The organism is Nitrospira sp. (assembly GCA_024998565.1).
In the GTDB taxonomy this organism is placed as follows: Bacteria; Nitrospirota; Nitrospiria; order Nitrospirales; family Nitrospiraceae; genus Nitrospira_A.
Window position 1 is genome coordinate 320,168 of sequence record JACOEM010000001.1, and the last position, 14,169, is coordinate 334,336.

A 14,169-nucleotide genomic window follows, 5' to 3' on the forward strand; every position below is an offset into this window, starting at 1 on the left:
ACAACTCGAACAATTGATCACACAGCAGCTGCGGGAAGAGCGAGCCGCGATCGACCTGCGAAACGAAACGGGGTTCGAATCCGTTCGGACAATGGCCCTGGCCGGTGTCGCCACAACCGCGCTCGATTCCGCCCGTCGCCTGCAAGCGCAGATGGAGCAGGACGAAACCAAGGCCCTCGCGCAACGCGTCATCGAATCCACCACCACCACACGCTCCAGCATCATCCTCCTCATCATCGGCGCCCTTCTGCTGTTCGTGCTGCTGGCTGCCGTGTACTACCTGATTCGGCATGACATCACGGCACGGCGGCGGATCGCCGATGAGCTCCAGCGCCGCGGGGAACTCCTGGAGGCCGCCAATAAAGAGCTCGAGGCGTTCAGCTATTCCGTATCCCATGACCTACGGGCCCCGCTGCGGCATATCGACGGCTATGCCTCGCTGCTGGCCAAAGCCGCCTCGATCTCGCTTGACGACAAGGCCAAGCGGTACCTCCAGACGATTTCTGAATCCGCCACCCGGATGGGGCAACTCATCGACGATCTGTTAGTGTTTTCACGAATGGGTCGGCAGGAAATGTTGCGTGGAACGGTCAACCTGAACCAATTGATCGCCTCCGTACTGCACGATCTGCGACATGACTTGCAAGATCGGACAATCTCATGGACAATCGCTCAACTCCCGGAAGTCACAGGTGACGCAGCCATGCTGCGGCAGGTGTTTATGAATCTCGTGGCCAACGCAATCAAATTTACCGGTACGCGGCCGCAGGCCATCATCGAGATCGGAAGCCGTGACAACGGGCTGGAGGAAGCGGTGTTATTCGTACGCGACAATGGGGTAGGATTTGATATGCGCTACGCGAACAAGCTGTTCGGCGTCTTTCAGCGGCTCCACCGAGCGGATGAGTTCGAGGGGACGGGTATCGGCCTGGCCAATGTCAGACGCATTATTCACCGGCATGGCGGGAAAACCTGGGCAGAAGGTGCGCTCGGCGAGGGCGCAACTTTTTACGTCAGCCTCCCGTTGGCGAGGACATCGGCATGACCCTGACCAAACCCATATTACTGGCGGAAGACAATCCACGCGATGCCGAGCTCGCTTTGGCGGCGATGGAAGAACATCACCTGGCCGACAAAGTCATCCTCTGTCACGACGGTGCGGAAGTATTGGACTACCTTTACTGCCGTGGCCACTTCAAAGCCCGGCTCCAGGGTAATCCCGCGGTGGTGCTCCTCGACTTGAAAATGCCCAAAGTCGACGGCCTCGAGGTCCTGCGCACCATCAAGAACGACGCCGCCCTGAAACCCATCCCGGTGGTGATGCTGACCTCATCCAGGGAAGAACGGGATCTGGTTGAAAGTTATGCATTGGGCGCCAATGCCTATGTGGTCAAGCCGGTCGAGTTTCATCAGTTTCTCAAGGCCGTGAAAGAGCTCGGTGTGTTCTGGGGGATAATCAACGAACCGCCTCCCGAGGGGGCGAGCCGAGCAACCGGCCGGTGACCTCCCCCTGTTCAGGATTCTGTTCCCGATACACACGATGACTCAGCCGTTGCGCTTCATTCATCTTGAGAGCAACCCCGCCGACGCGGAGCTGGTTGCCACAACCCTCCGGGACGCCGGCATTCAGTGCCAACTGAAACAGGCGCAGACACGTGAGGAGTTTCTGGCTGCACTTCGCCAAGAGGGGTTCAGTCTCATCCTAGCCGATAGCACCGTCCCCGGCTTCGACGGAGCCGCAGCCCTCTCCCTCGCCCGCACCCTGCATCCTGACGTGCCGTTTCTATTTGTCTCCGGCACACAAGGAGAAGAGTTTGCCATCGACATGATGCAGCACGGAGCCACCGATTACATCTCCAAGCAGCGCCTGGGGCGGCTCGTTCCCTCCATCAAACGAACCTTGCGGGAACTGGACGAGCGGCTGGAACGGAGACGGGCGGAGGACGCCCTGCGTGTGAGCGAAAAGCAGTTTCGTCAGGCCCAGAAGATGGAAGCCGTCGGACGTCTCGCAGGAGGACTTGCCCATGATTTCAACAATCTGTTGACGGTCATCATGGGACACAGCCAGGTGCTCATGGGGGAACTGCCCTCAGGCAATCCCATCCGCGCCAAGATCGAAGAGATGCAAAAGGCCGGGGAGCGGGCCGCGAGTTTGATTCGCCAACTCATGGCCTTCAGCCGAAAGCAGCCGCTGGAGCCAAAAATCCTCCCCTTGAATTCGATCGTCGGCAATGTGGAAAGCATGCTCCGGCGACTCATCGGTGAAGACATTCAACTCGTGATCCGCCCTGATCCTTTTAACGGCCATGTGAAGGCAGACCCCGGACAACTGGAACAGGTCCTCATGAATCTGGTCGTGAATGCCCGGGATGCCATGCCCAACGGCGGCCTCCTGGCGATCGAAACCTCGCAAACGGAACTGGCACGGACTCCGATGCATCATCTCCACCCGCTGCCATTGGGACAGTATGTGAAACTCACTGTCACCGATACCGGATGCGGCATGAATGCCGACGTGCTCGCCCATTTATTCGAACCGTTTTTTACGACGAAGGAAGAACACAAGGGTACCGGACTGGGGCTGTCGACGGTCTTCGGCATCGTAACCACCTGCGGAGGCGGGATCGATGTGTGGAGCCAGGTCGGGCATGGCACCACCTTTGACCTGTATTTTCCGCGCGTCACCCCGCAAGCCCCTACCGCGAATGCCACCGCACCGCAAGGCCGCCTCCGCCAGGGATCGGAAACCATCCTTCTCGTCGAGGACGATAGCGGGGTGCGCAATCTGGTCCGTCACGAACTGGTCAAGACCGGCTATCAGGTGATCGAGGCCAAGAATGGCGTCGAGGCCTGTCTCACGGCCACACAGCAGAGTTACCATGTGGACCTTCTGCTCACCGATGTGGTCATGCCGGGGATGAACGGTCGCGAACTGGCACAACATCTGTCCGTCATCAAGCCGAACCTCAGGGTGCTGTTCATGTCGGGCTATTTGGACGATATCTCCGTGAACAGCGGCATGGACCCGCATCGAACGACGTTCCTCCAGAAGCCTTTCACGCCCGACCTCCTCTTGCGCACGGTACGGGCGTTGCTCGATTCCTCCGCTTCCGCGACGGGGAGCGCACCACACCATTCCCCTCCCGACCAGGCACCGCGCACCGCACGAGCCTCCTGACGGCGCGTCTGCGCACACCGCAGACACCACCGGAAATTTGACCCTTTTGCGCATCCTTTTTATACTGAGGTCGCGCGAGATCGGGAAAGCACATTCACAGAGATCGACAGGAGGAAAGAGAGACGCTCGTCATGCGTGGCCGCTGCCTGAAGGACCGACGATCCGTTCACCGGTTGAGGCTCCTCTGCGGCTGCCTGCTCGCGCTCTGCCTCAGTAACGGACCCCAAGCCGATGCGGCGCCTCCCGCCGGGGTGCCATGGGAGCGCTTGACCACAGGTATGCAGGTGGCGCTCTGGAGCCCCATCGAGGCCTGCCCCCAGGTTCCGTCCCTGCTCATGCTGCACATCGATCCGGAACGGTTCCGGTTCTCCATCTATCAATATCGCGATGAAGGTCTCCGCGCCCCGCTCTCGATCCACGACTGGCAGCAACGGACCGATGCGTACGTCTTATTCAATGCGGGCCTGTTTCGAGAAGACTACTCGTACTTGGGTGTCTTATTGAAAGAAGGGCGGTCGCTCGGTACAAAGAAACATCACTCATGGCAGGGACTATTCGCAGCGGAACCGACCGACGGGAGGCTCCGGAAAGCCCGTGTGCTGGACCTTGCCTTCGACGGATTTACAGAAGAAACCCCTCCTTACCGGGAGGCCGCACAATCGCTGATGCTGTTCGACCGGACGGGAAAACTCCGGGTCCGGGACAGCGGGAAACGGGCGTTTCAAACCGTGGTTGCCGAAGAAGGGGAAGGCGCAATACTTGTGATCAAGACGGTGGATGTCGTCTCGCTCCACCACCTGGCCGACTGTCTCCATCGACAGATCCCGTCGATCCAACAGGCCATGGCCATGGACGGGGGCGCCTCTTCGGATGTGATCGCCAGCCCGGACCTTCTCCATGCCGCCCAGGAAACCACGTCGCAAGCCACCTGGCGATCACTCCTGGCAGGTAATATCGGCGTACACATCCCGCTGCCGACCGTCATCGGCATCAGCCCCCGGACACACCCGCGCACCATACCCGCTCCGGATGCCTCACCATCATCACGCGGCCGATGACCAAGGCCGATCTACCGCCCAGGCGAGACGGGAAAGCCGGCCTCAGTCCAGGCGTTCATGCTGCCCACGACATTGTACACGTGCGTATAGCCCAGATCGGCCAACGTCTCCGCCGCAATGTTGCTGCGATGGCCGGACTGGCAATATACGACGATATGGTCGTTCAAGGCCGCACCGAGCTCCCGATGTCGCGTCTTCATCTCGCGAAAGTCGATATTTCGATCGGTCCCCGGAATCATGCCGGACGCATGCTCCTCGGGCGAACGCACATCGACCAACAGGAACCCCTTCGCTCCAGTCGATGGTGCCTTAAGCAGCCCGGCTCGCAGTTGCTGAACCGTCAAGGTATAGGAATGATACGCGAAGGTGGGCTGCGGCCACTCCAAGAGGAGACCGCAGAGCACACCCAGGCTGAGAAGACCACTCAGATATCTCATCGTCGCCGCTCCTTTGCTCACACCGAGAAGGTTGACGAACGTCCTATGATAGGAGCCTTATGAAAAGCTGGTCAAGAGTGGTTGCCGTTTCCTTGCTCCTGAGCGCATCCGGCTGCGGGGAAGGGGCCATCATGGTCAAAGAAGTCGACAACGGCGGCGTAGTCATCTACCCCTATCGCGCCGAACAGGGCAATTTACTCTCGTCCTTCCGGAAGGAAGCGGTGCGGCTCATGGAGCAGAAATGCCCAGGGGGATGGACGACGGTGCGCGAAGGGGAAACTAAAGGACGGCTGCGCCAGGCCAGTCCCATCGCGAGCTCGAACGATATCGTCGAAGAACGCCGTTGGGGCATTCAGTTTCAGTGCAAATGAGCTAGGAAGAACTATGGCGCCCTTGCATAAGATCCTCGATCGTCAGGAGGCTCACGACCTTCACTCCCGTGCCCTCCACGCGGGCACGACCGTCCTGTTCTTTCCGATCGACGATGACCAACGCATCGGTCACCTTCAACCCAGCCTCTCGCGCCGCCGCGATGGCCTTCAGCACGGACCCGCCGCTGGTCAACACATCATCGACGATGAGGGCCCGATCTCCCGCCTGCACGACACCTTCAACCAATCTGCCCAACCCATGGTCCTTCGGCTGCTTCCGGACAAAAAATGTCCGCCACTCCCGACGAGGCGTTGCCAAATAAGCAAAGTCTGAAATCGTCGTCGCAATCGAGATCGCTCCGATCTCCAACCCTCCCAGACAATCGATGTCGAGCCCCTTAGTCACTTCCCACGCCCGTTGCGCCATCAAGTGACGCGCGTGAGGAAAGGCCATCAAGGTCCGGCAATCGACATAAAACGGGCTCGTCAGACCCGAGGCGAGTTTGAAGCCGCCCTTCGGATCCCACTTGAACGACTGAGTCTTGTGAAACGCGGCGATCAGATCATCGTGCAGCATAACCGTTCTTTCCATGCGGTAATGAAATCTTACGTATCCACATCTAATGAGTTCAACGTCACGAAAACATGAATATAGATGGACCTCGCCCACCCTTCAGGGTACGATCAAATGGCCCTACTCAATAGAGCCGTCCCTGCGCGACAGACACCTAACAGGATCCTCTCATCGCAGGCGGGCACGTGGTCGTCGGCCGCTTCGGTAGTGCTGTGTGTTCGATCGCGGGAGGAGGCCCCGCTTCACCGGCAGCCGGCCGAGGGCTTGACTCAGCAGAGTGGTCCGAAGGGCTCGCGCAGCCTGACCACATCCCGATCACGCTCAGAAGCAGCAACCACTTCAGCACACCACCGCCTCGCGGGGAACCATTGACGGGCTCGATGTCGGGGCATTCTGACATAGCCCGGCGGCAAAGTGAAGCAAGGGTAGATGCGCCACACGATGTGTCGACTTCTTTCGCGACTCGGCCGGGATTTCCTGATCGTGACTTGCCTGTGGACGATCTCTGCGTCGCACGCAGCCGAACAACCGGCCGCTCCCGCCGCTGTGCTCGTGAAGGGCTTTTCATTCAGCGGGAACACCGTGATCTCCCAAGCCGAGCTCGAAGCCCTCACGCAGCCCTATGTCGAACAGGCACTGACCCTCCCCGATCTCGAACGCATCGCCGCCGCCGTCGCCGACCTCTACAAACAGCGGGGGTATACCCTCGCAAGCGCGTACATTCCCCAACAGCGTATTCAGTTCGGGATGGTCGAGATCAGCGTGCTCGAAGGCCGTCTCGGCGACATCTCGGTCTCCGGGAACCGGTTCTACTCGACGGAATTCATTCGCAGCGGATTCGCCGGCGTGATGGAAGCACGGGTGATCAGGAATACCGACCTGGAGCGAGCCCTGTTGTTGCTGAACGACTCTCCTGACCTCAAGGTCTCCGCGGCGCTCGAACCGGGAGAATTCACAGGTAGCACCAATGTACGCGCCAGTGTTGAGGACAAGCGACCGATTCACGCCACGCTCGATTACAACAACTACGGCTTCAACAACATTTCGAGAAACCGGTTCGGAGCCGGCATTGAGGTCGGGAACGCGTTAAGGGAGGGTGCCCTACTGACGGTCAACGGAATCGTGGGGGACCATCCCGAACGGCTGCAATTCATCACCGGCGGATACACCCTGCCGGTGGGCGTGCACGGCACGAAGGTGGTGCTCTCCGGATCCACGGGCCGGTTCGACGTGGGCGCCGAGCTGGCCGCCCTCCAGATTCGCGGGAAAATACAGACCTACGACCTGTCGATCACACATCCGGTGGTGAAGACACGCTGGCACTCCCTCCTGCTCGATACCGGATTCGCCGCCAAAGATAATCGCCTGTTCATTAACGGCACTCTCACCGGTCATGACACCGTCAGAATGGCCAAACTCGGGGTGAACTACGATCGAGTGGACCTCTACGGCCGGACCTATCTATCGGCCTATGGCTTCCATGGCCTGGGAGAAATCCTGGGCGGGATGGACGATCACACGGCCATCAGCACCAGGCCGGGTGCCGACAACCGGTTTCTCAAAGGCACGCTCGCCGTGGGGCGTATTCAGAGCCTGGGTCATGACGCGCTGTTGATCCTCAAAGGAACCGGACAAATCACGAGCGGCCCCATGGTCGTCATCGAACAGATGTTACTGGGCGGGCCGGATTCGGTCCGGGGCTATCAACTCGGGGAACGATTCGTGGACGAGGGCTACGCGGTAACCGCGGAAACACGGATCCCGCTCCTGCCCTCCATGCTCCCCTCGACGCAAGCCGCACTGTTCTTCGATCACGGCGCCGGTCACCTGCGAAACCCTCAACCGGGAGAGCGGAGATACAGCAGTCTGAGCGGAGCCGGTATCGGCCTTCAGACTGAACTCCCGTACTATTCGATCCACCTGCGAGCAGACCTGGGGTTTCCGGTCGGTCCACAACCGAGCGGGGGAACCGTTACCGGGGACCGTAGCCCGACGATGTATCTCCAGGCGGCGACCAGATTCTGATGCACGATTCACCCAATCATACGCCGGCACGGGTGCCAAAAACGGGCCCCGCTTCCTACGCCTTCAGCAAGCCATCGCTGCGGAGAGAGCGAATCTTCTGCGGATTGCTCGCCGCAGTCCACTTACTGGTTCCCTGCCTTACCCTCGCCCTCCCCACAGACGGCCGGGTCGCGGGAGGTGGCGCAACCCTTCAATCCACCCCCAAATCGATCACCATCCAACAAACCACCGACAAGGCCATTCTGAATTGGAAGAGCTTCTCCATCGCCGCCGATGAAGCGGTGCATTTCAGACAACCATCGGCCGACGCTATTGCGCTCAACCGGGTGATCGGAGGAGATCCCTCCGTCATTCTGGGCCGACTGCAGGCCAACGGGCGCATCTTCCTCCTCAACCCCAATGGCATCCTCTTCGGCGCCGGCGCACAGATCAACGTCGGCGGCCTCCTCGCGTCAACCTTGCACACGCGCGATGAAGAATTCATGGCCGGGCGTTACCTCTTTGCCCAAGATCCGTTGAAGGGGCTGAAGACCGTCGTCAACCAGGGCAGGCTGCAGGTCTCCGAACACGGCTTTGTCATCCTCGCGGCACCTGCCGTCTCCAACGAAGGCATCATCGTCGCCAATCTGGGCACGACCTTACTGGGCTCCGGACAGAAACTGACGGTCGATCTTATGGGCGACGGTCTCATCAACTATGCGCTCGCCGGCAAAGTCCTCGAACAGGTCACGGGTATCGACGAAACCGCCCCCGGCTCGGCGGTGAAGAACAGCGGGACCATTCATGCGGACGGCGGACAGGTCATTCTGCAGGCCAGCGCCGCTGGTGACATTTTCTCCTCCGTCGTCAACCAGAGTGGAGTGGTACGCGCCCGCAGCCTCACACACGAAGATGGAATCGTGCGACTCGACGGAGGGAACAGCGGGCAGGTCACAGTGGCGGGAAGCATCGACGCCTCCGGGCCTGCCCCCGGCCGAACAGGTGGCCGCGTGTCCCTGCTCGGCGAATCGGTCACGCTAACACCGACCGCGCGCATCGATGTCTCCGGTGACGGGGGCGGAGGCACCGCGCTGATCGGCGGGCAGTTCCAGGGACGGGGGACAGAACCGACCGCGACCACGACCCGCGTCGCCGACCATGCATCCATCTCGGCAGACGCTCTCACACAAGGTTCCGGTGGCACAGTCATTGTCTGGGCAGACGGCCACACTCAGTACGCCGGAACCATTTCGGCACAAGGCGGAGCCTCAGGGGGCCACGGCGGCTTCGTGGAAGTCTCAGGCAAGCAGGCTCTTGATTTCACCGGCCGCGTGGACACGACCGCACCGGCGGGGAACACGGGAACGCTCCTGTTGGACCCGAGCAACATCACCATCTCATCGGCGGCCAACGCCAATATCAGCGCCGCTCCGACATTCACGGGCACAACCGCCACATCGACGCTGAACGTGACCACGCTGCAAACCGCACTTGCAACCAACAATGTCATCGTCGACACGACGAGCCCCTTTGCGAGCGCCGGCAATATCACGGTCTCGAATGCCGTGACCTGGTCCAGCGCCAACTCCCTCGACCTGCGCGCCCACAATACGATCACCGTCAACGCCGGACTTTCCTCCACCGGATTAGGCATCCTCCGCCTGATCGGAGATCAGGATGGAATCGGAGGCGGCAACGTCGCCCTCAACGCCGCGATCTCAGCCCGACTCGGCGGCATTGAAATTTCCGGCGACGGCATCACCAGCGGCACGGCCGGAACGATCACCACGACCGGACTGGCGAGCGGAGACGCGGGCCACATCACAATCAACGCGACCGGGGCCGTCAATCTACGGGGTGCCGTCACAGCCAACGGCGGAACCGCAGGCGCCGACACCAGCGGGCGAGCCGGCGGCACGGTAGCAATCACAGGCGTCGGAGTCACCACCGGTACCCTGACGGCCAACGGCAGCCACGGTAACGGCGCCGATCAACCCGGCGGCGCAGGCGGCACCCTCAGCATCACCTCGACCAACGGAGTCACGACCGGCGCCCTGACCGCCAGCGGCGGCAACGCCGGCCCCGGCACCGCTGCCGGAGGACAGGCCGGAAGCCTCGCCGTCACCAACAGCACCGCGGGCAACCTCGCCGTCGGCGCCCTCACCGCACGCACCGGCAACGCCAGCGGCACCAGTGCCAGCGGCCCCGGGGGCACCGTCACCATCACCCAGCACAACGCGGCCGCCGGCGCCTTCTTGCAAACCGGCGCCATCAGCACCGTCGGCGGCTCCAACGGCGACGGGGGTCCCGTCACCCTGTCCTCACAAAGCGGCGTCCAGTTTGCGACCGCCGCGACCATCCAGACCACCGGCGGCACAGCCGTGGCCGGCACAGCCGGACGCGCCGGCGGGGACCTCGCGATCACCGGACGCACCGTCACCACCACCGGCGCCCTCACGACTTCCGGCAGTAACGGCAACGGCGCCGATCAACCCGGCGGCCAGGCCGGCGCCCTCTCGATCACCGCGGCCGGCACGGTGACCACCTCGGCCGGGGCGCTGACCGCCAGCGGCGGTAACGCCGGGACCGGCAACGCGGCCGGGGGGGCCGCCGGCGCCCTCTCGGTCACCAATACCTCGCCCACCACCGGCAACGTCACCACCGGGGCCTTGACCAGCCGGACCGGCAACGCCAGCGGCGCCGGGCTCGCCGGGGCGGCCGGGACGGTGTCCGTCACGCAAACCAATGCGACGGCCGGGGCAACGCTCCAAACCGGCGCAATCAACACCAGCGGCGGCACTCAGGGTGCCGGCGGCGCCGTCGTGTTGGACTCGATGGGCCACGTCACGGTGACGAGTACGATCACCACGACCGGCGGGGCAGCCGTGACCGGCGGGACTCATGCCGGGGCCGCCGGCGGCGATGTCACCATCACCGGCGTCAACCGCACGATCACCGGCCTGATCACGGCCAGCGGCGGCGCAGCGGTCGGGACCGATCAGGCCGGGGGCCAGGCGGGCGTCGTCGCCGTCACCGGCACCGGGACCGTCACCACCACCGCCGGGGTGACGGCATCCACCGGCGCGGCCACGGGCACCGGGCCGGGCGGCGGCGCCGGCTCGATCACGCTGACGGGCACCGCCGTCACTTCGGGGCCGCTCACGACGACCGGCGGCAGCAACGGCGCGGGCGGCGCCGTCGCCATCACGTCCACCACGGGCGCGACCACCCTGACCACCGTCACCACCTCCGGGGGTACCGCGCTGGCCGGGACGGCCGGACGCCCCGCCGGCGCCCTCACCCTGGCTAGTGCCGACACGCTCACCGCGACCACCCTGACCGCCAGCGGCAGCCACGGCAACGGCGCCGATCAACCCGGCGGCGCAGGCGGCACCCTCAGCATCACCTCGACAGGAAGCCATGTCAGAGTCGGAACCATCTCGGCCATCGGCGGCAATGCGCTCGCCGGAAACGCCAACGGGGGCAATGGGGGATCGGTCTCGCTCGATGCAGGCGGTGCAACACCCACGATCACTCATCAGACAGTGACGACAACAGGAGGCAACCGGATCGGCAGCGGGACCGCGGGGACGGGTGGGGACATCTCCGTGGCCGATGCATCGCTGCTCTCAGCCGCCACGACCATCGCTGCCGGCGGAGGCAGCGCAGGTGCCGGCACCGGAGGCCACGTGACATTCGGGAATACCGTCGATTCATCCGGATCCAACCGCACACTCGCCGTCAATACGAACGGCATCACAACCTTCACCGGAGCAGTCGGGGAGACATTCGCGCTGACCTCTCTCGCCACAGATGCGCCGGGAAGCGTCAGAGTCGGCGGCAACGTCACCACGACCGGTGTGCAGACCTACAACGACCCGCTCACGCTGCTCGCCCATTCGACGATGACCGGCACCACCCCGACCTTCGGCTCGACCCTCACAGGCGGAGGGTTTGATCTCACGCTGAACTTCAGTGGGACGACCGTCATCAACGGGGCCGCCTTTACCGGCATCAATCAGTTCGTGAGCGGCAATGGAGGGACGACCAGCCTCACCGGCGCGTTCAGTACCACCGGTGCGCAAACATTCGGCGACGCGGTCACACTGGCCGGCGGCACCACATTGACAAGCTCCGGCAATCACGACATCACGTTCAACAGCACCGTCAACGGAGCGCGGGCTCTGGCCGTCAATACGACCGGCACGACTACCTTCGGCGGGCCGGTCGGAACCACCACGGCGCTCACGAGCTTGACCACCGACTCCGGCGGCACCACCGCCGTGAACGGCGGAGCGGTCACCACATCCGGCAACCAGACCTACAACGATGCCGTGACCATGAACCAGCTCACAACCGTCGCCTCCACCGGCGGGGCCATCACGTTTGCGGAACACGCCACCAATACCCTGGCGGGAGCCGGCCTGACGGTCGAGGCACCCACCCTTTCGCTCACAAGCGGAAAGACGGTGGCCACGACCGGCAGCGGCCCGATCAGATTCCTGACGAACAGCTTTAATCCCAACGGAGCGAATATCGACGCGGGAACGGGCGCGTTCACACTGTCGCCGACTACCCTGACGAACACCATCGAGTTCGGCGATGTAAACACTGCGCGGGCGACCACGGTGTATTACGGATCCCTGTTCGGAAGTCTGACGGCCGGCAGCTTTACCATAGGCCGCCCGACCCACAGCGGCAACATCTTCGTCACAGGCGTGGCGGCAGCCCCCAGTTCGATCCAGATCGTGAACGGCGGAGCGGGAGCGGTCACCTTTGAAAACTCCCCCTATGTCGGCGGAAACCAATCCCTCGGAGTCACCGGCGGAACCGGCGGCATCACCATTGGGCAAGACCTGACGCTTGGGACCGGGACCTTGCGGTTGACGACGACGGGAGCGATTTCGCAAACGGCAGGAACCCTCATCGCGGAGACCGCCGGGGTCTCCGCGACAAGCGGGATCACGTTGGCACAGCCCCTCAATGACGTAGTCACACTGGCGGCTCGGACGACGGCAGGCGACCTGACCTTCACGAATAACAACGGATTCACGATCGGCGCAGTGACAGCTACCGCAGACGGGTTCCATCCCGCCGTCACAGGTGTGAGCGCAGGCGGCGCCATTACTCTTCAGAGCGGCGGCGCAGTCACGCAAACCCAGCGGATTCTCGGCTCAAGCTTGAGACTTCTGGGCAGCGGCCCTTTCACGCTGACAGACCACACAAATGAGGTGACGGCATTCTCAGCCAATACGACCGACCACGTACAATACACCGATGCGAGCGACGTCATTCTCGGCACCTCGAATATCCCGGATCACTTCGATCTCACTACGAGCGGCGCCATCACCCAGAGCGGGGCTCTCACCGTCACCGGCAGAACGACACTCGCTGCAGGAGCGAGCGACATCACACTCACACAGCCCGGCAATAATTTCTCGCGTGTCGACATCACGAGTGCGAACCATGTCGCCCTGACGGACAGCGATGCGCTGGTGCTCGGCGCGTCAACCGTCAACGGCACCCTGGACATCGCCACCAACGGCGCACTCACCCAAAGTGGGGCATTGACCGTGGGCGGCGCCGCCACGCTCGCCTCCGGCTCCTATGACATCACCTTGATCGAGGCCGGAAACGACTTCAACAGCGTCAGCATCACCGGCGGCAACCACGTCTCGCTCACGGACACGAATGCGCTCAGGCTCGCCACATCCACCATCACCGGGAACCTGCACGCCCATGCCGGCACTCTGACGATCGGGGGCGCGCTGACGTCAAGTGGCGGCAACCTGACTCTGACCGGCACGAACTCGGTGACCCAGCTGGCCCACCTTTCGGTGACCGGCGCCCACACGATCACGGTCACTGCGCCCAGCGGCCCGTTGGCCATGGCGCCCACCGCCACGACCAGCAGCGACACCGGCGCCATCGCCTATGCCGCAGGAGCAGATATTACCCTGGGGTCCCTGCGCACCGGTGCAGGAGTGACTGTGATATCGAGCGGCGGGTCGGTGTTGAGCACAGCAGGTTCGGGCATGAACGTCACCGCAGGCGCGAACTCATCCTTGCAGGCGCTCAACGGAGTGGTCGGAACGCAAGTCGCGCCGATCACCGTGCATGTGAGCGCCGGCACCCTCGGCATTCATGCGACGGCGGCCCGTTTCGGCATCTCGGCCTTTCTGAACGGCACCGTATTCCCCGGCCAGGCGCTCACCATGCTGAATGCCCCCCCCGGCCTTGTCTGTTTCAATGCCTGCCGGTTCGGCACGATCCCCTCGTTCAACGTGGCGTCCGCCATCCCCTGGTATATGCGCCACGCGTCCAACCCCTTATGGTACAGCATTCTCTCGACCTATCTACCGGAAGACGTGGTCGAGGGAACGCGCATGGATGTCTTCATGGACAAAGACCACGTGGCCCGTGAAATCCCTCCTTGCACCCCGACCGGCGCCTGCGCACCCGAAGCCACAATCCTCACGCCACCCTCCGGCACCGAAGACGCAACCGCGTACTGATCGTTGATTCACCGCCTGACGGTCCGGCATCC

Annotated in this window: 9 protein-coding genes; 7 read left to right on the forward strand and 2 right to left on the reverse strand. The window is 62.8% G+C overall.

Features of this window, described 5'->3' with window-relative positions:
• Positions 1-91 precede the first annotated feature (91 nt).
• From H8K11_01635 to H8K11_01650, 4 genes are all read left to right on the forward strand, one after another.
• The gene (locus tag H8K11_01635; protein ID MCS6262430.1) at positions 92-1,045 is read left to right on the forward strand and encodes a hypothetical protein; all 954 of its coding nucleotides are present in this window, start codon (positions 92-94) and stop codon (positions 1,043-1,045) included.
• Positions 1,042-1,503, forward strand: coding sequence for a response regulator (locus H8K11_01640; protein ID MCS6262431.1), 462 nt, complete (start codon positions 1,042-1,044; stop codon positions 1,501-1,503). Before H8K11_01635 ends, H8K11_01640 begins: the two co-directional genes overlap by 4 nt.
• A 37-nt stretch (positions 1,504-1,540) precedes the next feature.
• Positions 1,541-3,178 carry a response regulator gene (locus H8K11_01645; protein MCS6262432.1) on the forward strand — a complete coding sequence of 546 codons (1,638 nt, stop codon included), beginning with the start codon at positions 1,541-1,543 and terminating at the stop codon, positions 3,176-3,178.
• Between the two features lie 131 nt (positions 3,179-3,309).
• Positions 3,310-4,236, forward strand: a complete 927-nt coding sequence (locus tag H8K11_01650) for a phosphodiester glycosidase family protein (GenBank protein MCS6262433.1) — start codon at positions 3,310-3,312, stop codon at positions 4,234-4,236.
• An 11-nt stretch (positions 4,237-4,247) separates the two neighbouring features.
• Here H8K11_01650 and H8K11_01655 read toward each other — a convergent pair whose 3' ends face one another.
• Positions 4,248-4,673 carry a rhodanese-like domain-containing protein gene (locus H8K11_01655; GenBank protein MCS6262434.1) on the reverse strand — a complete coding sequence of 142 codons (426 nt, stop codon included), beginning with the start codon at positions 4,671-4,673 and terminating at the stop codon, positions 4,248-4,250.
• Between the two features lie 59 nt (positions 4,674-4,732).
• Here H8K11_01655 and H8K11_01660 point away from each other — a divergent pair, with 59 nt between their 5' ends.
• The gene (locus H8K11_01660; GenBank protein MCS6262435.1) at positions 4,733-5,044 is read left to right on the forward strand and encodes a hypothetical protein; all 312 of its coding nucleotides are present in this window, start codon (positions 4,733-4,735) and stop codon (positions 5,042-5,044) included.
• Position 5,045: 1 nt separating this feature from the next.
• On the opposite strand, the gene pyrE is transcribed toward H8K11_01660, so the two are convergent.
• Positions 5,046-5,621 carry an orotate phosphoribosyltransferase gene (gene pyrE, locus H8K11_01665; GenBank protein MCS6262436.1) on the reverse strand — a complete coding sequence of 192 codons (576 nt, stop codon included), beginning with the start codon at positions 5,619-5,621 and terminating at the stop codon, positions 5,046-5,048.
• Positions 5,622-6,047: 426 nt separating this feature from the next.
• Here pyrE and H8K11_01670 point away from each other — a divergent pair, with 426 nt between their 5' ends.
• The gene (locus tag H8K11_01670; GenBank protein MCS6262437.1) at positions 6,048-7,643 is read left to right on the forward strand and encodes a ShlB/FhaC/HecB family hemolysin secretion/activation protein; all 1,596 of its coding nucleotides are present in this window, start codon (positions 6,048-6,050) and stop codon (positions 7,641-7,643) included.
• Positions 7,643-14,137: a filamentous hemagglutinin N-terminal domain-containing protein gene (locus H8K11_01675; GenBank protein MCS6262438.1), complete on the forward strand. Its 6,495-nt coding sequence runs from the start codon at positions 7,643-7,645 to the stop codon at positions 14,135-14,137. The genes H8K11_01670 and H8K11_01675 overlap by 1 nt, the downstream gene beginning before the upstream one ends.
• Positions 14,138-14,169 lie beyond the last annotated feature (32 nt).